This is a genomic window from Mycobacterium sp. 4858 (assembly GCF_900240975.1).
In the GTDB taxonomy this organism is placed as follows: domain Bacteria; phylum Actinomycetota; class Actinomycetes; order Mycobacteriales; family Mycobacteriaceae; genus Mycobacterium.
Map to the genome: position 1 here is coordinate 1,748,440 of NZ_LT968775.1, position 23,913 is coordinate 1,772,352.

The 23,913-nt window shown below is 70.4% G+C and carries 2 protein-coding genes; both read right to left on the minus strand.

The features are described from left to right. Positions 1 to 11 precede the first annotated feature (11 nt). Entirely contained in the window at positions 12 to 22,238 is a 22,227-nt protein-coding gene (locus C1737_RS07945) for a non-ribosomal peptide synthase/polyketide synthase (protein ID WP_233214684.1), read from the minus strand. Beyond that, the gene (locus C1737_RS27105; protein ID WP_233214686.1) at positions 22,168 to 23,796 is read right to left on the minus strand and encodes a condensation domain-containing protein; all 1,629 of its coding nucleotides are present in this window, start codon (positions 23,794 to 23,796) and stop codon (positions 22,168 to 22,170) included. Before C1737_RS27105 ends, C1737_RS07945 begins: the two co-directional genes overlap by 71 nt. Between the last annotated feature and the right edge of the window lie 117 nt (positions 23,797 to 23,913).

The window sequence follows — 23,913 nt, forward strand, 5'->3', positions numbered from 1 at the left end:
TCGCACGTACGTTAGAGCAGGCCGAGCAGCTGCAGGTCGGTGACGTACTTGACGATCACGGGCGCCGACACACGCGGGATGTCCGGATCGTCGCTGTCGGGGCCGATCTTGGCTTCGCGCACCGCGGCGCGGAACCGGTCGGTCGGGGCGAGCGACCCGCGGCCCGGCTCGCCAGGCTCGACCTGCTGCGTTCCGGGCGACGGCAACAGCGGGAGCACCGAGTGTTGGCGCTGGCGCTCCGGCAGTTCGCGCAGGGCGGCCTCGAACCGCTGCAGCCACTCGCCGAAGTCGTCGATCCGCTCGATCGGATAGCCGGCCTCGACCAGCCAGTCGACGTACTCGTCGATGCCGATCCCGTCGTCGTGCGGGTTCATCACGTGATAGGTCTCGAACCCCTCCATCACCTGCGCGCCCAAGGCGGTGATGGCCTCGGCGACGAACCCCACCGGCAGCGCATCGAAGTGCGCCCGCTGCCGGTTGCCCTCGGCATCCAGTCGATAGAACGACCGCGGCGCGACACCGGTCGCCGCGATGCTCAACACCATCCGGGTGAACATGTCCGACAGGTTGAGCTGTCCCGCGTAGGTGACATCGGCCAGAAGCAGGTCGCAGCGGAACACCGAGACCGGCAGCCCGCACAGATCGTGGGCCTCGCGCAGCAACACCTCGCCGGCCCACTTGCTGGTGCCGTAGCCATTGGCGTAGCTGCCGTCGATCGTTCGGGCGGGGCTGATGACCCGGATGTCGGCGTCCTCGGTGAAGGCGGCCGGCTCCACCCCATCCCCCACATTGGCGGTCGAAACATACGTATAGGGCTTGAGTTTGGTCGTCAGCGCCAGCCGGATCAGCTCGGCGGTACCCGCGACGTTGGGCCCGAACAGCTCGCTGTAGGGCAGCACACCATTGACCAGCGCCGCCGAGTCCACGATCAGGTCGACGCTGTCGGCCAACCGTTGCCACGTCGGCTCATCCAGGCCCAGGTTCGCCGCACCCTTGTCGCCCGCGATGACCTCCAGGTGATCGGCGGCCAACTCCTGGAAATACCGCAGCAACTTCGGGTCACCGCTGTCGAAGGTCTTCTCCAGCCGCTGACGCGCCTCCTCATCCGAACCGGCCCGCACCAGGCAGACCAGCTTGCCATCCACCAGCTCCAACTGCTCGAGCCACTGCAGGGCCAGGTAACGGCCCAAAAAGCCCGTCGCACCGGTCAACAGGACCGTCCGCACCTGAGCGCTCGGGCCGGGCAACGACGGCGCGCCGCCCAGCGTCCCGGCGTCGATGAACTTCTCCAACATCAGATCGCTCGCGTACACCTCGGTGGCGTCGCGACCGTGCACCGAGGCGAAGCTGGGACCGATCTTGGGTGCGGCCGCGAAATCTTGTGCGTACGAGTCGAATTGCTGACTCAGGTTCCGCACCGACGGCGCGTCGAACACGGCGCGCACGGGCAGATGGATGCCCAAGGTGGTGTGGATCGCCGCGACCAGGCGCATGGCCGACAGTGAATCGCCGCCGAGGTCGAAGAACGAGTCTTCGACGCCAACCCGCTGCACGCCCAGGACCTGGGCGTAGATGTCGGCCAGGGTCTCCTCGACCGGCGTGGCCGGCGGGCGGTAGCGGTCCCGGTCGGTGTATTCCGGCGCGGGCAACGCCCGGGTGTCGAGTTTGCCGTTGACCGTCAACGGCAGCGCGTCCACCGCCAGCACCGCTGCCGGGACCATGTAGGCGGGCAGCCGGTCGGCCAGCGCCGCGCGCAGCGCGGCCGGGTCGGCGGTCCCGGTGATGTAGCCGACCAGCCGCCTGTCGCCGGGACGGTCCTCGCGGGCGATCACCGCGGCCTGCTCGACGCCGGCCAAGGCGGCCAGCGCGGCGCGGACCTCACCGAGCTCGACGCGGTGCCCGCGGATTTTCACCTGCTCGTCGACCCTGCCCAGGTACTGCAGCTGGCCGTCGGCACCCCAGCGCACCAGGTCCCCGGTGCGATACATGCGCTGCCCGGGCACCCCGAACGGGCACGCCACGAACCGCGACGCGGTCAGACCGGCCCGGCGCACGTACCCGTACGTCAGGCCCGCCCCCGTCACATACAGCTCCCCGATCACGCCGGTGGGCGCCGGCCGCAGCCGCCCGTCGAGCACGAACAGCGCCGCCCCCGGGACCGGCGAACCGATCGGCGGTGTTCCCGACTCGGGGACCAGCGGCGCGCTGATCGCCACACACATCGTGGTCTCGGTCGGGCCGTAGACATTGAGCATGGTCCGCCCCGGCGCCCACCGGTCCACCACCTCTTCCGGGCAGGCCTCCCCGGCCACCACCAGGGCGGCCGAGTCCAGACCCTCGGGCGCCAGAATTCCGGCCTCCGACGGTGTTTGGGTGAGCACGCTGACGTTTTCGGCGGTCAGCAGCGCGTGCAGGTCCTCCGGGGAGCGGGCGGTGGCGTCGGGCACCACCAGGACCCGCCCGCCGTGCAACAGCGCGCCGAAGATCTCCCAGACTGACACGTCGAAGACCAGCGAATGGCTCTGCGCCCACACTCCCCCCGCCGGCAGCGGCGCGTCGAGTGGGGTGAACAGCTGCGTGACGTTGCGGTGAGTGACCGCAACGCCTTTCGGAGTACCGGTGGTGCCTGACGTATAGATGATGTAGGCGACGTCGTCGGCCGTCGGCGTCGCCGACGGCGCGCTCGCGGGCCGGGCGTGCAGGGCGGGATCTTCGACGTCGACGACGGGGCGGTCGAAGCCGTCCAGCCGCGACCGGAGACCGGCGGTCGTCAGCGCGACCACCGGCGCGGCGTCGGCGAGGACGAACTCGATCCGCGCCGCCGGCAGCCCCGGGTCGATCGGCAGGTAGGCCGCCCCGGTCTTGAGCACCGCCAGGATCGCCACGACGGCCTCGGCCGAGCGGTCCGCGAGCAGCGCCACGCATTCGCCCGGGCCCGCCCCGCGGTCAACGAGCAGGTGCGCCAACCGATTCGCGGCCCGGTCGAGCTCGCGGTAGGTCAGCGTGCGGTCCCCGCAGCGGACGGCCACCGCGTCCGGGGCGCGGCCGACGTGGGCGGCGAACGCCTCCAGGATCGACGGCCAGGTCACCGTCCGGGTGGAGACCGCGCGATTGCCCCACTCGTCGAGGCGGGCGCGCTCGTCGTCATCGAGCACGTCGATCGACGACAACGGCCGCGCGGGGTCGGCGGTGACGGCCAGCAGCACCTGGTGCAGGCGTTTGACCAGCGTTTCGATGGTGCCGGTGTCGAACACGTCGGTGCGGAACTCCACCTGCCCGCCGATCCCGGCGGGTTCACCGGTGTCGCTGAAGTGTTCGGCCAGTGAGAACGTCAGGTCCATGCGGGCGGTGTGGGTGTCCACCGGAAGCGGGGTGACGTGCAGGTCACCCAGGCTCAGCTCGGTCGGGTCGTTGTTCTGCCAGGCCAGCATCACCTGCACCAGCGGATGGTGGCTGAGGCTGCGGGTGGGCCGAAGCCGCTCGACGAGCACCTCGAAGGGGACGTCCTGGTGTTCGTAGGCGGCCAGGCTGCGCCCGCGCACCTGCGCCAGAAGCTGCGCGACCGTCGGGTCCCCGCCCAGATCCGTGCGCAACACGAGGGTGTTGACGAAGAAGCCCACCACGCCGTCGAGCGACGGGTCGCGGCGCCCGGCGATCGGGAAGCCCACGGCCACCTCGCTGCTTCCGCTCAGCGTCGACAGCAGCACCGCCAGCGCGGCCTGCACGACCATGAAACTGGTCGCCTTGTGCGCCCGCGCCGCCTCGCGCACCCGCTGCTGTAGCTCGGCCGGCCACCGCACGCCCACGGTCGCCCCGCGGTGGTCGGCCACCAGCGGGTAGGGCCGATCGGTGGGCAGCACCAGCCGCTCGGGCATCCCGGCCAGCGTGTGTTCCCAGAACCGCAGCTGCCCGGCGATGGGGCTCTCCGGATCGTCCGGGTCGCCCAGATGCGCGCGTTGCCACAGCGCGAAGTCGGCGTATTGCACGGCCGGCGGCCGCCATTGCGGGGCTTGGCCCGCGCACCGGCCGGCGTAGGCCACGCCGAGATCGCGCACCAGCGGCGTGAGCGACAGGCCGTCGGCCGCGATGTGGTGGAGCACCGTCACCAACACGTGCTCTTCCGCGTCAGTGCGGAAAAGCCAAGCGCGCAGGGGAATTTCGGCTCCCAGGTCGAACGCGTAGTGGGCGACCGTCTCGACGGCCTCGGTCAACCGGTCCTGCGGCCAGGCGGTGGCGTCGACCACGTCGCACCGGACGTCGGCCTCCTCGGGTGTCATCACGACCTGCTGCGGTGTCCCCTCGGCCGCGATGAAGACCGTGCGCAGGCTTTCGTGCCGGGCCACCACGTCGCCCAGTGCGGCATGGAACGCGTCGGCATCCACGCGCCCGTCCAGCCGCAGCGCCGCCGCCATGTTGTACACCGCCGACGGTCCCTGCAATTGGTCGAGGAACCACAGCCGGGATTGGGCGAAGGACAACGGAATCACCGCGGGCCGTTCGATCGCCGTCAACGGCGTGCGCCCCGCCCCGTCGTCGCCGAGGCGCGGCGCCAACTGGTGGATGGTGGGCGCCTCGAACAGCGACCGCACCCCGAGGTGGGCGCCCAGGCCGGCGTTGACCGCCGCGATCAAGCGCGTCGCCGCCAGCGAATCCCCGCCCAGGTCGAAGAACGAGTCGTCGACACCGACCCGGTCGAGGCCGAGGACCTGGGCATAGATGGCGGCCAGGATCTCCTCGGTGGGGGTGGCCGGCGCGCGGTAACGACCGGGATCGCGGTAGTCGGGCGGCGGCAGGGCCCGGGTGTCGAGCTTGCCGTTGACGGTCAACGGGATCGCGTCCACGACGACGATGGCGGCGGGCACCATGTAGGCGGGCAGCCGCTCGGCGAGCGCGGCGCGGACGCCGGCGGGGTCGGCGTGCCCGGCCACGTAGCCCACCAGCCGCCTGTCTCCGGGACGGTCTTCGCGGGCGATCACCGCGGCCTGCCGCACCCCGTCCAAACCGCTTAGGGCCGCGTGGATTTCGCCGAGCTCGATGCGATAGCCGCGGATCTTGACCTGGTCGTCGGAGCGGCCCAGGTACTGCAGCTGCCCGTCGGCGCCCCAGCGGACCAGGTCCCCGGTGCGGTACATGCGTCGCCCGGGTGGGCCCGACGGGCACGGGACGAACCGCGACGCCGTCAGCGCCGGCCGGCCGACGTATCCGGACGCCAACGCGCGGCCGGCCACGTACAGCTCGCCGACCACCCCGGCCGGCACCGGCCGCAACCAGTTGTCCAGCACCAGGAAGGCGAGATGCGCCAGGGGAATTCCGATGGGGCTGCCGCCGCCGTCGACGTCGCCGAGGACGATCTCGCGGAACGAGGCATGCACCGTGGTCTCGGTCGTTCCGTACATGTTGACGATGCGTGGGCGTCCCGGATGGCCGTCCAACCACGTGGCCAGGCGCCGGGGTTCGAGCGCTTCGCCGCCGAACACCAGCGTCTGCAGCTTGAGCTGCCGGCCGAGCTCGGGCGCCAACGCATCGGCGGTCTGCAACGCGTAGAAGGCCGACGGTGTCTGGCTCAGCACGCTGACCTGTTCACGAACCAGCAAGGCGTGCAGGTCTTCCGGCGAACGGACCACCGCGTCGGGCACCACCACCAGGCGTCCCCCGCGCAGCAGCGCGCCGAACATCTCCCACACCGAGAAGTCGAAGGCCAGCGAGTGGCACAGCGTCCACACCGTGCCCAGCTCCAGCTCGGCGTCCAGCGAATCCAGCAGCTCGATGACGCTGCGGTGGGTGACCGCCGCGCCCTTGGGGGTCCCGGTCGTACCGGAGGTGTAGATGACATAGGCGATGTCGTCGGGCGCCGCGGCGGGCAGCGGCCCGGCGGGGCGGGCGTCGACGTCGTCGTCGTCGTGGGCGTCGATGACGGGCAGGTCGCAACCGTCGAGCCGCGACCGCAGGCCGGCCGTGGTGATCACGGCGACGGGTGCGGCGTCGTGCAGGACGAAGCCGATCCGCGCGGCCGGCAGCCCCGGATCGACCGGCACGTAGGCCGCCCCGGCTTTCAGCACCGCCAGGATCGCCACGACCGCCTCGGCCGTCCGGGGCATCAGCAGCGCCACCCGCTCCCCCGGGCCCGCGCCGACCTCGACGAGCCGGTGCGCCAGGCGATTCGCTTTGTCGTCGACCTCGCGGTAGGTCAGGCCGCGGCCCCCGCAGCTGATGGCCACCGCGTCCGGCGCGCGGTCCACCTGCGTGGCGAACGTTTCCGGAATCGACCTCGCCGCCGGCCCGGGCCGGCTCAGCGCGGCGTGGTTGCCGATGACCTCGAGGCGGGCGCGCTCCGCCTGGTCGAGCACGTCGACGGACGACAACCGGCGGGCGGGGTCGGCGGGCATGGCCTCCAGCACCCGCCGCAGCCGCGCCAGAAGGGTTGTGACGGGAGCGGGGTCGAACACGTCGGTGCGGAACTCCACTGCACCGCCGATCCCGGCGGACCGGCCGTCCGCGGTCCAGCGTTCGGCCAGCGAGAACAACAGGTCGGTGCGGGCCGTGCCGGTGTCCACCGGCAGCGCGGTGACCTGCAGATTGCCCAGCGCGAGTTCGGCGGGCCCGGTGTTCTGCCAGGCCAGCATCACCTGGACCAGCGGATGGTGCCCGAGGCTGCGGGTGGGGTTCATCCGCTCCACGAGAACCTCGAAGGGCACGTCCTGATGTTCGTAGGCGGCCAGGCTGCGCCGGCGCACCTGGGCCAAAAGGTCGGCGATGCTGGGGTCCCCGGACAGCTCGACCCGCAACACCAAAGTGTTGACGAAGAAGCCGACGACGTCGTCCAGTGCGGGATCGCGACGGCCGGCGATCGGGAAGCCCACGGCGACATCGGAACTCGCGGTGAGTTTGGCGAGCAGCACCGCCAGGGCGGCCTGGATCACCATGAAACTGGTCGCGTTGTTCGCCCGCGCCAGCTCGCGCACCCGGTCCTGCAGGTCGGCGGGCCACTCGACGCTCACACTGGCACCGCGCTGATCGGCGACGGTCGGATAGGGCCGATCGGTGGGCAACTCGAGACGCTCGGGCATCCCGGCCAGCGCGTCCTGCCAGTAGCGCAGCTGCCCGGCGATCGGGCTGTCCGGGTCGTCGAGTTCGCCGAACCGGCTTCGCTGCCACAGGGCGTAGTCGGCGTACTGCACCGGCAACGGCGCCCAGCCGGGGGCCCGGCCCGCGCACCGGCTGGCATAGGCCACGCCGAGGTCGCGCACCAGCGGGGTGAGCGACCAGCCGTCGGCGGCGATGTGGTGCACCACGGCCACCAGGACGTGTTCGTCCTCGGCGATCCTGAAAAGCTCTGCCCGCAAAGGGATCTCGGCAACCAGGTCAAACGGGCGTCCCGCGGCAGCCCGGACGGCCTGCTCCAACCGCGCCGGGGACCATTCGGCGGCGTCCACCACCTCCCACCGGGCGTCGGCGTGCTCCGGCGGCAACACCACCTGCTGGGGCGTGCCTTCGGCCGCGACGAACACCGTGCGCAGGCTTTCGTGACGGGCCAGCACATCGGCCAGCGCCGCGCGCAACGCGGCGCAATCCAACTGCCCGCGCAGCCGCAGCGCCGCGGCCATGTTGTATGCCGGCGACGGCCCGTGCAGCTGATCGATGAACCAGAGCCGGGACTGGGCGAAGGACAGGGGCAGCACCGCGGGCCGCACCCCGGCCATCACGCGCGCCGGTCCATCGCCGCCGGGCCCCACCAGCGGCGCCAATCGGCGGACGGTGGGGGCCTCGAATACGGCACGCACCGACAGGTGGGTGTCCAGGGCCGCGTTGACGGCGGCGACCAGGCGCATGGCCGCCAGGGAATCGCCGCCCAGGTCGAAGAACGACTCCTCGACCCCCACGCGGGCCAATCCCAATACGCGCGCGTAGATCTCGGCCAGGATTTCCTCGACCGGTGTCGCCGGGGCGCGGTAGGACTCGGCGTCGTGGTATTCCGGTGCCGGCAGCGCCCGCTTGTCGAGTTTGCCGTTGAGCGTCAACGGGATTGCGTCCACTACGACGACCGCGGCGGGCACCATGTAGGGCGGCAACCGCTCGGCGAGCGCGGCGCGGATCCCGGCCGGTTCGACGGTTCCGGTCACGTAGCCGACCAACCGGCCCTCGCGGGCGACGACCGCCGCCTGCTGCACGCCCTCGAAAGTGAGGAGCGCGGCGTGGATCTCGCCGAGTTCGATGCGATGCCCGCGGATCTTGACCTGATCGTCGGCGCGCCGCACATACCGCAGCTGCCCGTCGGCGCCCCAGCGCACCAGGTCCCCGGTGCGGTACATGCGCGTCCCGGTCCCACCGAACGGGCAGGCCACGAATCGCGATGCCGTCAAGCCGGATCGGCCCAGGTATCCGCACGCGACGCCGCGACCGGCCACGTACAACTCCCCGACCACTCCGGCCGGTACCGGCCGCAGCCACCTGTCCAGCACCACCAGCGCAGCGCCGGACACCGGCGACCCGATCGGCGCCCCGGCGCCCGGGGTCAGCGGCGCGCTGATGGCCGCGTCCACGGTGGTTTCGGTGGGGCCGTAGGCGTTGACCATCACCCGGCCCGGTGCCCACCGGTCGACCAGCTCGGGCGGGCAGGGTTCGCCACCGATCACCATCGCGACGGCATCCAGGCCCTCGGTCGACAGGGTTCCGGCCTCCGACGGGGTCTGGCTGAGGATGTTGACCCGTTCGCGAATCAGCAAGGCGCGCAGCTCTTCCGGTGCGCGGACCACAGCCTCGGGCGCCACGACCAGGCGCCCGCCGTCCAGCAGCGCGCCGAAGATCTCCTGGACGGAGACGTCGAAGGACAGCGAGTGGCAGTGCGACCAGACGCCCGCGGCCGGCAGGGGCGCATGCAGCGACGTCATCAGCTGGGTGACGTTGTGGTGGGTGACCGCAACACCCTTGGGGACGCCGGTGGTGCCGGACGTGTAGATCAGGTACGCGATGTCCTCGGGGGCCGGCGCGGTCAAGACCGTGGCGGAGCCCGTGTCCGCCGGCGGGTCATGCACGTCGATGATCGGCACGCCGGAGCCGACGAGCCGCGAGCGCAGGTCGGCCGTGGTGACGGCGACGATCGGCGCGGCGTCGGCGATCATGAACCCGATCCGCGCCGCCGGCAGCCCGGGGTCGATCGGCAGGTAGGCGGCCCCCGCCTTGAGTGCCGCCAGGATCGCGACGACGGCGTCGGCGGATCGCGAAAAGAGCAGCGCCACAAAGGTTCCGGGTGCGGCGCCGTGGGCCGCGAGCAGGCGCGCCACTCGGTTGGCGGCCTCGTCCAGCTCCCGGTACGTCATGGAGCGGCCTTCGAAGCTCAGCGCCACGGCCTCCGGGGCACGGGCCACGTGCGCGGCGAACATCTCCGGAATGGAGCGCCCGGTCACCGGCTCGGCCAGCACCGCGCGGTTGCCCCATGCGACGGTGTGCTCCGGCTCCTCGGGGCTGTCGATGTCCGACAGCGGGCGGTCCGGGTCGGCGGTCATGGCGACGAGCACCCGGCGGAACCGCTCGATCAGCGTCTCGATGCCGGCCGCGTCGAAGACGTCGGTGTCGAATTCGACGCGCAGGCCCAGTTCGTCGCCCGGCACGGCTTGCACCGAGAGCGGATAGTGGTTGAACTCGCGGCTGGTGAACTCGGTGACGGTGACTTCGTGGGCGCCGGCCAGCGCGGCGGTGTCGATCGGGTAGTTCTCGTACACGAACAGGGTGTCGAACAACTGGTCGTGGCCGGTGGCGCGGTGGATTTCGGCCAGCGCCAGGTGCTCGTGGTCGAGTGTCTGGTTGTGGGCGCGGCGGAGCTGTTCGAGGAGGCCGGCGACGGTCTGCGCCGCGGTGATCGTCGCCCGGACCGGGACCGTGTTGATCAGCAGGCCCACCATCGATTCGGCGCCGGGCACCTCGGTCGGGCGGCCGGAGACCACGGCGCCGAAGACCACATCGTCGTGACCGGTCAGCCATGCCAGCTGCTGCGCCCAGGCGGCCTGCAGGACGGTGCTGACGGTGGTGTGCGATGCGCGGGCCAGCCCGCTGAGCGCCCGTGTGGTGTCCGCCGGCACGGTGAACGTGGCGACGCCGCGCCGCCCCGCCGGTCCCGGTGGGCGCACCAACGTCGGGGTGTCGACGCCGTCGAGCACGTGGCGCCACGCCGCTCGCGCGGCCGCCAGGTCGCGGCCGGCCAGCCAGGTGAGGTAGCTGCGGTACGGCGCCGCCGGCGGCAACCGCTCCCGGTAATAGCCGGCGAAGATCTCCTGGAGCACGATCGGCAGCGACCATCCGTCCATCACGATGTGGTGGACGGTCAACACGAACCGGTGGCGGTCTTTCGCGGTGCGGACCAGCGCGGTCCGGAACGCCGGGCGGGCGGCCAGGTCGCACACCGCGGCCCGCTCGGCGGCGCACAGCTGCGCGACCTGCTCGTCCGGGTCGGCATCGTCGGCGTCAAGCTGGACGTAGCGCCACGCCACGGCCGGGTCGGCGGGGATGATCTGCACCGGCTCCTCGAACGCTTCGCAGAACCGGGCCATCAGGTTGGGGTGCCGGCTGAGCACGCCGCCAACCGCCTCCCGCAGGCGCTGGGAGTCGAGCGGGCCGCACACCGTGATGTCGAGCTGCACCGCGTACACGTCGTCCGCGGGGTCGAGCCCGGCGCCGGCATGAAAGAGCAGTCCCCGCTGCAGCGGCGTCAACGGCAACACGTCGGCGACCGGGTATTGCCGGCACAGCTCGTCGATCTGCTGCTGGCTCAGCCGGGCGGGGGCGATGTCCGACGGGGTCAAGCCGCCCCCGCCGTTGCGCACGTGCGCGCAGATGCCGGCCAGGGCGTCACACCACAGTTGGCTGAGTCGGCCGACTTGTTCGCGCGTCAGCGCCGAGAGCGCCCACGTCCAATTGGCTTGCAGGCGAGAGCCGTTCGCCGTTTCCATGGCACCGGCGTTGAGTTCCAGCGTGTGCCCCAGCGGCATCGGCAGCGCGGCCGCCGCGGCGGTCAACGACTGGCTGTCCGGATCGGGCCGCCACAACTCGTCGGACAGCTCGGCCGTCCCCCCGAGCCGTCCCAGGTAGTTGAACCCGATCACCGGGTCCGGGTCCTCTAGGCCCACTTCGGGATTGAGGTAGCGCAGCAGCCCGTAGGTCGGCCCGTCCGGCTGCGCACGCAGTTGCTCCTTGGCGTCCTTGACGAGCGCGCCCAGCTCGGGCTCGCCCGCTTTGACCTTCGGCCAGTGCGGTGCGCCGAGCTGGAGCGCGACGGGGTATTTGGCGGTGAACCACCCCACGGTGCGCGACAGGTCGACGTGCGGTCCGACGTCCTCGTCGCGGCCGTGGCCCTCGACATCGATACGGAGCGGCGCGCCGGTGCCCAGGAATTCGTTGATCGCCAACCCGAGGGCGACCACCAAAATATCCTGGACACCGGCGTGAAACGCCGCCGGCACTGCCCCCAGCAACATTTGCGTGGTGTCGGCGTCGAGGGACACCGACAACTGTCCGGCCGTCTCGTACGTGTCGGCGCCCGGGCGCACCGCCGGCAACGGCGCCGGGGCGGCCGCCACGTCGCGCCACGCGCCCGCCCGGTCGACGACCTCGGGGCGCCGGGCATGCTCCTGAAGCATCGCCGACCAGCGGGCGAACGACGTCCCGCCGGGCGGCAACGCGATCGGTTGCCCGGTGCGCTGTTGGGCCCAGGCGATGTTCACGTCTTCCAACAGGATTCGCCACGACACCCCGTCGACGGCCAGGTGGTGGACGATCAACGCCACCCGCCCGGGGGGCTCCGCCCAGACCGCGCGCAGCATCCCGCCCGCCGCCGGGTCCAATCGCGACCGCGCGGCCAGCACCGCCTCTTCGGACAACGCGTCGACGACGTGCAGGCAGCTGCGCGCGTCGACCGCGCCGGGCTCGGGCGCGTGCAGCGACCAGCCGCCGGCGCCGTCGTCGTCCACACACAGCCGCAGCATGGGGTGCCGGTCGATCAGGGCCTGCAGCAGCACCACCACGTCGTCGTGGGTGACGCCGGTGGGGGCCTGGACCACGATGGTCTGGTTGAACTGATCGACCGGACCGTCAATCTGCTGCAGCCAGCGCATGATCGGGGTCGCGACCACCGGGCCGATGCCGTCATCGGTCGCGTCGTCGCCGGTGGCTACGCCGGCCACCCGGGCCAGCCGGGCGACCGTCTGTTCGACGAAGACGTCGCGCGGGCGGAACAGAACACCGGCCGCCCGCGCGCGGGCCACGACCTGCATGGACAAGATGCTGTCCCCGCCCAGATCGAAGAAGGAGTCGTCGATCCCGACGCGCTCGACGCCCAGCACCTGGGCGTAGATGCCGGCCAGGATCTCCTCGACGGCGTCGCCGGGGGCGCGGTACTGCTCAGTGCTCTGGTAGTCGGGTGCGGGCAGGGCGCGGATGTCGAGTTTGCCGTTGACCGTCAACGGGATTACGTCCACCGCCACGACGGCGGCCGGGACCATGTAGGTGGGCAGCCGCCCGGCAAGCCGGGTGCGGATATCGGCCGGGTCGGCGGTGCCGGTGATGTAGGCGATGAGGCGCTTGTCGCCGGGACGGTCCTCGCGGACGACCACCGCCGTCCGCCCGACGCCCGCCAAACCGGCGAGCGCCGTGCGGATTTCGCCGAGCTCGATGCGGTAGCCGCGGATCTTGACCTGATCGTCGATGCGCCCCAGGTACTGCAGCTGCCCGTCGGCACGCCAGCATGCCAGGTCCCCGGTGCGATACATCCGTTGTCCGGGCTCCCCGAACGGGCAGGCCACGAACCGTGACGAGGTCAACCCCGACCGGCCCAGGTACCCGCAGGCGACACCCTGGCCCGCCACGTACAACTCACCGACCACACCGACGGGGGCAGGCCGCAACCAGGCGTCCAGCACGAACAACGCCGCACCGGGTACCGGCGAGCCGATCGGCGGCGCTCCGGTTTCCGCGGTCAGCGGCGGGGTCATGGCCGCATACATCGTGGTCTCGGTCGGACCGTACTGGTTGACCATCACCCGCCCGGGCGCCCACCGGTCGACCACCTCGTGCGGGCAGGGCTCCCCGCCCATCACCAGCGTCGTGACTGATTCCAGACCGTGCGGGGACAAAGCCGCGACCGCCGAAGGGGTGTGGCTGAGTACGCTGACCTGTTCGCGAATCAGCGTGGCGTGCAGCTCTTCTGGCGAGCGGACCACCGCGTCGGGCACGATGACCAGCCGGGCGCCGCGCAGCAGCGACCCGAAGATCTCCCAGACCGAGAAGTCGAAGGCCAGCGAGTGGCATTGCGACCACACCCGACCCAGCGCCAGTTCTTCCTCGGCCGACTGCAGCAGCTGGGTGACGTTGTGGTGGGTGACGGCCACGCCCTTGGGGACCCCGGTGGTGCCGGAGGTGTAGATGACGTAGGCGATGTCGCCGGGGTCCGGCGGCGGCGGTGCGCAGCTGCGTTGGGTTGCCAGTTCGGGGTCGTCGAAGTCGATGACGGCGACGTCGGAATCGTCCAGCCGTGACCGCACGCCCGCGGTGGTGACGGCGGCGACCGGTATGGCGTCGGTGAGCATGAATTCGATGCGTGCCGCCGGCAGGGCCGGGTCGATGGGCAGGTAGGCCGCCCCGGCCTTGAGCACCGCCAGGATCGCCACCACGGCCTGAGCCGACCGCTCGGCCAACACCGCCACACACTCCCCCGGCCCGGCACCATACTCAACAAGCAAGCGCCCCAACCGAGTCGACCACTCATCAACCTCCCGATACGTCCACGACCGCTCCCCCTCGGTGATCGCCACCGCCTCCGGCGCACGCCCCACCTGCGCGCCGAACAACCCCGGAATCGAGAACCCCGTCGACACCGGAGCGCTCAGCGCCCCCCGATTGCCCAACTCGTCGAGCCGCGCACGCTCGGACTCCTCCAGCACATCGATCGACGACAACCGCCGCCCCGGATCGGCCACCATGGCCACCAACACCCGATACACCTGCGCGACCACCGCCTCCACCCGAGCGGTGTTGAACACATCGGTACGAAACTCCACCGCCCCACCAATCCCGGCGGGCCGACCATCCTCACCCCAACGCTCAGCCAACGAAAACACCAAATCCATGCGCGCGCTGCGGGTATCGGTGGGCAGCGGCGTGACGTGAAGATCGCCCAAGGTGAGATCGGCGACGTCGACATTCTGCCAGGCGAGGACGACCTGGATCAGGGGGTGGTGGCTGAGGCTGCGGGTGGGGCGCAGGCGCTCGACGAGGAGTTCGAAGGGTACGTCCTGGTGTTCATAGGCGGCCAGGCTGCGTTGTTGCACCTGTGCCACGAGCTCAGCCACCGTCGGGTTGCCCGACAGGTCGGTGCGCAAGACCAGCGTGTTGACGAAAAATCCGACCAACTCATCAAGCGCAGGATCACGACGCCCGGCGATCGGAAAACCCACCGCCACATCCGAAGTCGCACCCAGCTTGCCCAAAACCACCGCCAACGCGGCCTGGACCACCATGAAACTGGTGGCTCCGTGCCCACCGGCCAGCTCCCGCACCCGCTGCTGCAGTTGCGCGGGCCACTCCACGCTCACCCGCGCACCCCGATAATCGGCCACCAAGGGATAGGACCGATCGGTCGGCAACTCCAGCCGCTCCGCCATCCCCGCCAACGCGTCCTGCCAATACGCCAACTGCCCCGCGATCGCACTACGCGGATCATCCAAATCCCCGAACCGCGCCCGCTGCCACAACGTGTAATCCACGTACTGCACCGCCAGCGGCGCCCAAGCGGGCGCCTCACCACCACACCGGCTGGCATACGCCACCCCCAAATCACGCACCAACGGCGTGATCGACCACCCATCAGCGGCAATATGATGAGCCACCGCCACCAACACATGCTCACCCTCGCCCACCCGAAACACCTTCGCGCGCAACGGGATCTCTGTCGACAGGTCGAACGAGTGGTGCGCCGCGGCATCGATGGCGCCCTCCAGCCGGCTCGCCGGCCAGCCGTCGGCCTCGACGACGTCGCATCTGACGCGCGCCTGTTCTGCCGACAGCACGATCTGTCGGGGGGTTCCCTGGGGCGCGACGAAGATGGTGCGCAGACTTTCGTGGCGGCCTACCACGTCGTTCAACGCGGCGCGCAGTGCGTCGGTATCCAGCGGCCCGGCCAGCCGCAGCGCGGCCGCCATGTTGTAGACGGGCGACGGCCCGTTCAGCTGGTCGAGGAACCACAACCGGCTCTGGGCGAATGACAACGGCAACGTCGCCGGCCGTTTGCCGGCCACCAGCGGCGCGAGGGCGCCGCCACCCAGCCCCATGCGGGGGGCCAGCTGCGCCACCGTGGGCGCCTCGAACAGCGCTCGCACCGAAAGAGCGCTGTCAAAGCCACTATTGATGGCCGCGATCGCCCGCATCGCAGAAAGCGAGTCGCCGCCGAGCTCGAAGAAGGATTGGTCGACCCCGACCCGCTCGAGGCCCAGGACTTGGGCGTAGATGCCGGCCAGGATTTCCTCGACCGCGCTGGCCGGGGGGCGGTAGTGATCGGTCTCCGTGTATTCGGGTTCGGGCAGGGCGCGGGTGTCGAGTTTGCCGTTGAGGGTGACGGGCAGGGTGTCGAGGGTGACGAGGGCGGCCGGGACCATGTAGCCGGGCAGCCGCTCGGCCAGCGCGGCGCGCAGCGCGGCGGGCTCAGCGGTACCGGTCAGGTAGCCGACCAGGCGCTTGTCACCGGGGCGGTCCTCCCGCACCACCACCACCGCATCCTCAACCCCGTCCAGAGCGGCCAGCGCCGAACGGATTTCGCCGACCTCGATGCGATAACCACGGATCTTGACCTGCTCATCAGCACGCCCCACATAGCGCAGCTGCCCATCCGGGCCCCAGCACACCAAATCCCCGGTCCGGTACATCCGCTGCCCCGGCGCGCCGAACGGGCACGCCACAAACCGCGACGCACTCAGCCCGGCCCGGCGCACATACCCCAGCCCCACCCCGCGACCGGCCACATACAACTCCCCGACCACCCCGACCGGCACCGGACGCAACCACCCGTCCAACACAAACAACGCCGCCCCCGGCACCGCCGACCCAATCGGCGGCGCCCCCGACTTCACCGCCAACGGCCGGCTCATCGAGGCAAAGATCGCACTCTCCGTCGGCCCGTAAACATTCATCATCGCCCGCCCCGACGCCCAGCGATCCACCACCTCGGCCGGCACCGGCTCGCCGCCGATCACCAACGCGGTGCCCTCCAAACCCTGCGGCGAGAGCATCCGCACCGCCGCCGGAGTCTGACTGAGCACACTCCCCTTCTCGGCAACCAGCAACGCATGGAAGTCCTTGGGCGAGCGGGCCACCGCCTCAGACACCACCACCAGCCGCCCACCATGCAGCAGCGCACCCCAGATCTCCCACACCGAGTAATCGAAGGCATACGAATGAAACTGGGTCCACACCTGCCCCGGCGCCAACGCCACACCCACCGCCGGCGCCTCGAACAACCGCGTCACATTGGCATGGCTGACCGCCACACCCTTCGGCACCCCCGTCGTCCCCGACGTGTAGATGATGTGCGCCACATCCTCGGGATCCGGCCCCGGGGGCGCTGTGACCGGCTGGTGAGCCAATGCCGGATCGCGCACATCGACGATCGCCACCCCACAACCATCCAGCCGCTCCGCCAACTCGGCGGTCGTCACCGCCGCCACCGGTGCGGTGTCGGTGAGCATGAACTCGATGCGCGCCCCCGGCAACGCCGGATCGATCGGCAAATACGCCGCCCCCGACTTCAGCACACCCAAGATCGCCACAATCGCCTCGGCCGAACGGCCGAAGAGCAGGGCCACCGCCTCACCCGGGCCTGCACCCCGACCAATCAACAAGTGCGCCAACCGGTTCGACGCCTCATCCAACTCCCGATACGTCACCGAACGACCCTCAAACGTCACCGCCGCCGCCTCAGGCCGGCGCGCCACCTGCCCGGCGAACAACACCGGAATCGACGCCGGCCCCCACACCTCGGTCAGCACCTCGTCGTTGCCGAGGGCACGCAGCCGGGCATGTTCGGCCTCGTCGAGGACATCGACGTCCGAGAGGGACCGGGTTGCGTCGGTCGTCAACGAGACCAACACGCGCTGTAACCGGTCGATCAGGGTCGCGACGGAGCCGGCGTCGAACACATCGGTGCGGAACTCCACCGCCCCGCCGATGCCGGCGGGTTGTCCGTCGTCGGTCCAGCGCTCGGCCAACGAAAACACCAGATCCATGCGCGCCGTGTGCATGTCGAGCGGCAGCGAAGTCGCACGGAGATCGCCCAGGACCAGTTCGGCGGGCCCGTCGTTCTGCCAGGTCAACATGACCTGGACCAGCGGATGGTGGGTGAGGCTGCGGGTAGGGTTGAGCCGTTCCACGAGCGCCTCGAACGGCACGTCCTGGTGTTCGTACGCCGCGAGGCTGCGCTGCCGCACCTGCGCCAACACCTCCGCGAGAGTGGGGTTTCCGGCCAGGTCGACGCGGAGCACCAAGGTGTTGACGAAAAAGCCCACCAGTTCTTCCAGCGCCTGGTCTCGCCGCCCGGCGATCGGAAAGCCCACCGCCACATCGGAGGTCGCGCCGACTTTCGCCAGCAGCACCGCCAGGGCAGCCTGCAGCACCATGAAGCTGGTCGCGTTGTGCTCGCGAGCGACCTCGCGCACGCGCTGCTGCAGCTCCGGCGGCCACTTCACGGCCACGCGGGCGCCGCGATGGTCGGCCACCGGCGGGTAGGGCCGGTCGGTGGGCAGCGCGAGGCGCTCGGGCAGTTCGGCCAGGGCCTCTTGCCAGTAGCGCAGCTGCCCGGCGATCGGGCTGCCAGGGTCGTCCAGTGCACCCAGGCTGGCCTGCTGCCACAGCGTGTAATCGACATACTGCACGCTCAGCGGCGCCCACGCGGGCGCCTCGCCCGCGCACCGGCTGGAATAGGCCACCCCGAGATCGCGCACCAGCGGGGTCAGCGACGATCCGTCGGCGGCGATGTGGTGGACGACCGCCACCAAGACGTGCCGATCCGGTGCGACTCGGAAAAGCCAGGCGCGCATGGGAATTTCGGCGGCCAGATCGAAGGTGTGGCGGGCAGCGGTCTCGATGGCCTCGTCGAGGCGGCCCGCCGACCACTCGGCGGCGTCCACCACCCGCCAGCCGAAGTCGGCGCGCTCGGCGGGGACGACCACCTGCCGGGGTGTTCCCTGCGGTGCGGCGAACACCGTGCGCAGGCTTTCGTGCCGGGTCACGACGTCACCCAGCGCCGCCCCGAGCGCCTCGACGTCCAGGGCCCCGTCCAGCTGTATCGCCGCGGCCAGGTTGTACACCGGCGACGGTCCCTGCAACTGATCGGTGAACCACAGGCGGGATTGGGCGAACGACAACGGCACCACCGCCGGCCGCGCACCGGCCACGATCCGGGCGGGCCGGCCCTCGCCCGCCCCGAGCCGCTGAGCCAACTCCCGGATCGTGGGCGCCTCGAACAGCGTTCGCACTTGCAGGGGGGCGCCCAGGCGGGGGGTGACCGCCGCGACCAAACGCATGGCCGACAACGAATCCCCGCCGAGGTCGAAGAAGGACTCCTCGACCCCGACGCGCTGCAGCCCCAGGACGCGGGCGTAGATGCCGGCGAGGATTTCCTCCACCGGTGTGGCCGGGGGCCGGTATTCGCCGCTTTCCTGGTAGTCGGGTGCGGGCAGGGCGCGGATGTCGAGTTTGCCGTTGATGGTCAGGGGCAGTTCGTCGAGTGCGACGACCGCGGCGGGGAGCATGTAGCTGGGGAGCAGGTCGGCGAGCCGGGTGCGGATCTCGGCCGGGTCGGCGGTGCCGGTGAGGTAGGCGATGATTCGCTTGTCGCCGGGACGGTCCTCGCGAGCGACCACGGCCGCCTGCTCGACGCCATCCAAACCGGTTAGCGCCGTGCGGATTTCGCCGAGCTCGATGCGGTAGCCGCGGATCTTGACCTGCTCGTCGGCCCTACCCAGGTACTGCAGCTGCCCGTCGGCGCCCCAGCGCACCAAGTCCCCGGTGCGATACATCCGTTGTCCGGGCTCTCCGAACGGGCACGCCACGAACCGCGACGCGGTCAGTCCGGCCCGGCCCACATACCCGTACGCCACGCCTTGACCGGCCACGTACAACTCGCCCATCACGCCGCCGGGCACCGGGTTGAGCCAGCCGTCCAGCACGAAGAAGCCCAGGTGCGCCAGCGGCACACCGATGGGGCTGACGCCGGTGGCGACGTCGCCGTCGCCGATCTTCCGGAACGAGGCGTGCACCGTGGTCTCCGTGATGCCATACATGTTGATCAGCCGCGGCACCCCCGGCCGATGGTGCAGCCATCCGCCGAGCCGCTGCGGTTCCAGCGCCTCGCCACCGAACACCACGGTCCGCAGCTTCAGCTGTCCGCCCAGCGCGGGCGAGAGCGCGTAGAACGCCGACGGTGTCTGGCTGAGCACGCTGACCTGTTCGCGAATCAGCGTGGCGTGCAGCTCTTCTGGCGAGCGGACCACCGCGTCGGGCACGATGACCAGCCGGACGCCGCGCAGCAGCGACCCGAAGATCTCCCAGACCGAGAAGTCGAAGGCCAGCGAGTGGCATTGCGACCACACCCGACCCAGCGCCAGTTCACGGTTCACCGACTCCAGCAGCTGGGTGACGTTGCGGTGCGGCACGGCGACACCCTTGGGGACCCCGGTGGTGCCGGAGGTGTAGATGACGTAGGCGATGTCCTCCGGCGACGGCGCCGGGAGCCCGTCGCCGGGCTGCGCCTCGGCGGCGGGGTCGTCGATATCGACGACGGCGAGGTCGAACCCCTCGAGCCGGGCCCGCAACTCGGGGGTGACGATCGCGGCGATCGGCGCGGCGTCGGTGAGCATGAATTCGATGCGTGCCGCCGGCAGGGCCGGGTCGATGGGCAGGTAGGCCGCCCCGCTCTTGAGCACCGCCAGGATCGCCACCACGGCCTGAGCCGACCGCTCGGCCAACACCGCCACACACTCCCCCGGCCCGGCACCATACTCAACAAGCAAGCGCCCCAACCGAGTCGACCACTCATCAACCTCCCGATACGTCCACGACCACTCCCCCTCGGTGATCGCCACCGCCTCCGGCGCACGCCCCACCTGCGCGCCGAACAACCCCGGAATCGAGAACCCCGTCGACACCGGAGCGCTCAGCGCCCCCCGATTGCCCAACTCGTCGAGCCGCGCACGCTCGGACTCCTCCAGCACATCGATCGACGACAACCGCCGCCCCGGATCGGCCACCATGGCCACCAACACCCGATACACCTGCTCGACCACCGCCTCCACCCGAGCGGTGTTGAACACATCGGTACGAAACTCCACCGCCCCACCAATCCCGGCGGGCCGACCATCCTCACCCCAACGCTCAGCCAACGAAAACACCAAATCCATTCGCGCGACATGGGTGTCCACCGGCACCGGGGTGACCTCGACGTCGCCCAGCGCCAGTCCCGCGGCGGGCCCGCTGTGTTGCCAGGGCAGGTTCTGCCAGGCGAGGACGACTTGGATCAGGGGGTGGTGGCTGAGGCTGCGGGTGGGGTGTAGCCGCTCGACGAGGAGTTCGAAGGGTACGTCTTGGTGTTCATAGGCGGCCAGGCTGCGTTGTTGCACGTGTGCCACGAGCTCAGCCACGGTCGGATTTCCAGCCAGGTCGGTGCGCAAGACCAGCGTGTTGACGAAAAATCCGACCAACTCATCAAGCGCAGGATCACGACGCCCGGCGATCGGAAAACCCACCGCCACATCCGAAGTCGCACCCAGCTTGCCCAAAACCACCGCCAACGCGGCCTGGACCACCATGAAACTGGTTGCATTATGCTCACTCGCCACCTCACTTACTCGCTGTTGCAATTGCGCGGGCCACTCCACGCTCACCCGCGCACCCCGATAATCGGCCACCAACGGATAGGGCCGATCGGTCGGCAACTCCAGCCGCTCCGCCATCCCCGCCAACGCGTCCTGCCAATACGCCAACTGCCCCGCGATCGCACTACGCGGATCATCCAAATCCCCGAACTGCGCCCGCTGCCACAACGTGTAATCCACGTACTGCACCGCCAGCGGCGCCCAAGCGGGCGCCTCACCACCACACCGGCTGGCATACGCCACCCCCAAATCACGCACCAACGGCGTGATCGACCACCCATCAGCGGCAATATGATGAGCCACCGCCACCAACACATGCTCACCCTCCGCGACCCGGAAAAGGGTTGCTCGCAAAGGAATCTCGACGGTCAGGTCGAACGAGTAGCGCGCCGCCCGCTCAACGGCCTCCGCTAACCGGGCTTCCGGCCAGCCGCCGGCATCGACGACGTGCCAGCCGAAATCGAAATGTCCGACCGGGACGACCACTTGTTGCGGGGTCCCGTCGGGCGCGACGAAGATCGTGCGAAGACTTTCATGCCGGCCCACCACGTCGGCGAGCGCCGTCCCGAGGACGTCGGCATCAAGCCGCCCGCGCAAGCGCAAGGCCACGGCCATGTTGTGCACCGGGGACGACCCGTGCAGCTGGTCGAGGAACCACAACCGGGACTGGGCAAAGGACAGCGGCACCACCGCCGGCCGCGCCCCGGCACCCACCCGCGGAAGCCGGCCCTCTCCCTCGTCCAGGCGGGGCACCAGCAGGCTAATGGTCGGCGCCTCGAACAACGCCCGCACCGAAAGGTTGGCGTCCAGAGCGGCGTTCACCGCGGCGACCAGGCGCATGGCCGACAGCGAATCCCCGCCCAGCTCGAAGAAGGAGTCATCGACCCCGACCCGGGCAACGCCCAGAACCTTGGCGTAGATGCCGGCCAGGACCTGTTCGGTGAGGGTGGCGGGGGCACGATAGCCACGGCCGGCGTATTCCGGTGCGGGCAGCGCGTGGGTGTCGAGTTTGCCGTTGAGGGTCAGGGGCAGGGCGGGCAGGCGGACGATGGCGACCGGGATCATGTAGGCGGGGAGCCGCTCGCCCAGGGCGGTGCGCACAAGGTCGGGCTCCGCGGTGCCGGTCAGGTAGGCGACCAGGCGCTTGTCGCCGGGGTTGTCCTCACGCACGATCACCGCCGCCTGGTCGACCCCGGCCAAATCCGTTAGCGCTGTCTGGATTTCACCCGGCTCGATGCGATAGCCGCGGACCTTGACCTGCTCATCGGTGCGCCCGACATACCGCAGGTGCCCGTCGGGGCCCCACCAGACCAGATCGCCCGTCCGATACATCCGCTGCCCCGCCCCACCGAACGGGCACGCCACGAACCGCGAACCCGTCAGCCCCGCACCCAATGAGCCAGTGCGCCAATCGGTTCGATGCCTCATCCACCTCGCGGTACGACCAGGACCGCTGCCCGCACGAAACGGCGGGAGCCTCGGGCGTGCGAGCCGCCTGAGCCGCGAACAGCTCAGGAATCGACACCGCCGGCGGCCCATCCGGGCCCAGGGCGGGCCGATTGCCCCACTCGTCCAGGCGCACCCGCTCGGTCTCGTCGAGCACGTCGATGGACCGCAACCGCCGCGTCGCATCCGACGTCAACGCCACCAACACCCGCTCCAGGCGGCCCGCCAGATAGGAGACGCCGAGGCTGGCGAACGGCTCCCACGCGCCCGCCGTACTGAGGAACAGCTGGTCGCCGTCGGTGGAAAAGATCAAACCGAAACCAGTTGCCTGCCCCGAGTTGGTGTACGACGCCGAGGCTGTGACGCCGCCGAAGGGCAGGGTGAACGCGGACGGGAGAAAATTGACGCTCACCCGTTCGGGCGGCCCCGCCGAGCCGCGGGTTTTGCGTTCCAGCGCTTGCACCGGAAAGCGTTGGTGCTCAACCGCTTCCCGGACCCGTGCATCCACGTGTCGGCAGAACTCGACGACGGTGAGCTCTGGCGAGACGCCCAGCACCAGCGGCACCACACCGGCGACCATGCCCGGCAGGGTCTTCGACTCCGGACGGACGCGCCTGTTGACGGGGAAGTCGAGCACCACCTCCGAGCCGTCTCCGCTCCACTCCCGCACCACCAGCGCGCACGCTGCCGTGATCACCGACGTCTGGGACACCCCCCACACCTGGGAGAACTTGTCGACCCGGCGAAGGATGCCGGCGTCCAACGCGACCGGCGCTGACGGCCACGGATCGCGCTCGCCCGTGGACCGCGGCGCCCGATGGTGGGCGGCGTCGTTCGCGGGCAGGTGCTGCGTCCAGTAGGCCTCGTCGTCCCGGTAATCGCCGGACGCCTCGTATCCGGACTCGCAGGCGATCAGATCCTGCAGCGAGCCGAAGACGGCCGGAGGGATAGGCGCGGCGGAGACGATGGCCGAGTAGATGGAGGCGATGCGGTGCCCGACGAGGGCGACACCGGTTCCGTCGATGACGATGTGGTGGCAGCACGCGAACAGGTGAAATTGGTCGGCGCGGGTCTGGAAGAGGGCGAACCGGAACAGCGGGCCCGTGAGCGACATGGGCGTCCGCTGGATGGACAACGCCACCCGCCGGGCCTCCGTGACGGCATCGCGGGAGCCGGTGAGGTCATGGAACGCGAGCTCGACGTCGGGGTAGTCGACCGCCCGTTGGAAGACCTGGCCGTCCGCCTCGACGAACGACGCCCTGATGGGTTCGGCTTCTTCCAGCGCTTGTCGAATCGCCCACTTCAGGGCATCACGGTGAACCCTGCCGTTGATGGTGACGAAGAGGCCGATCTGCCACTCCGTGCCGGAGTGGCCGGTCTCCTGCGCGAGCCAGATGTCTAGTTGGCCGCGAGTAGGCGGAAGTGCCCAGTCACCAAGCTCCATCCGACTTCCCAACCATAGGGCTCACCCTTGAAACCCCCGGTTGCCGGCGCCGCTCGACCGAACTCCTCCGCAATGCCTGTTCGGTCCCGCTTGATGTAGTTGACACACGCGGCGTGG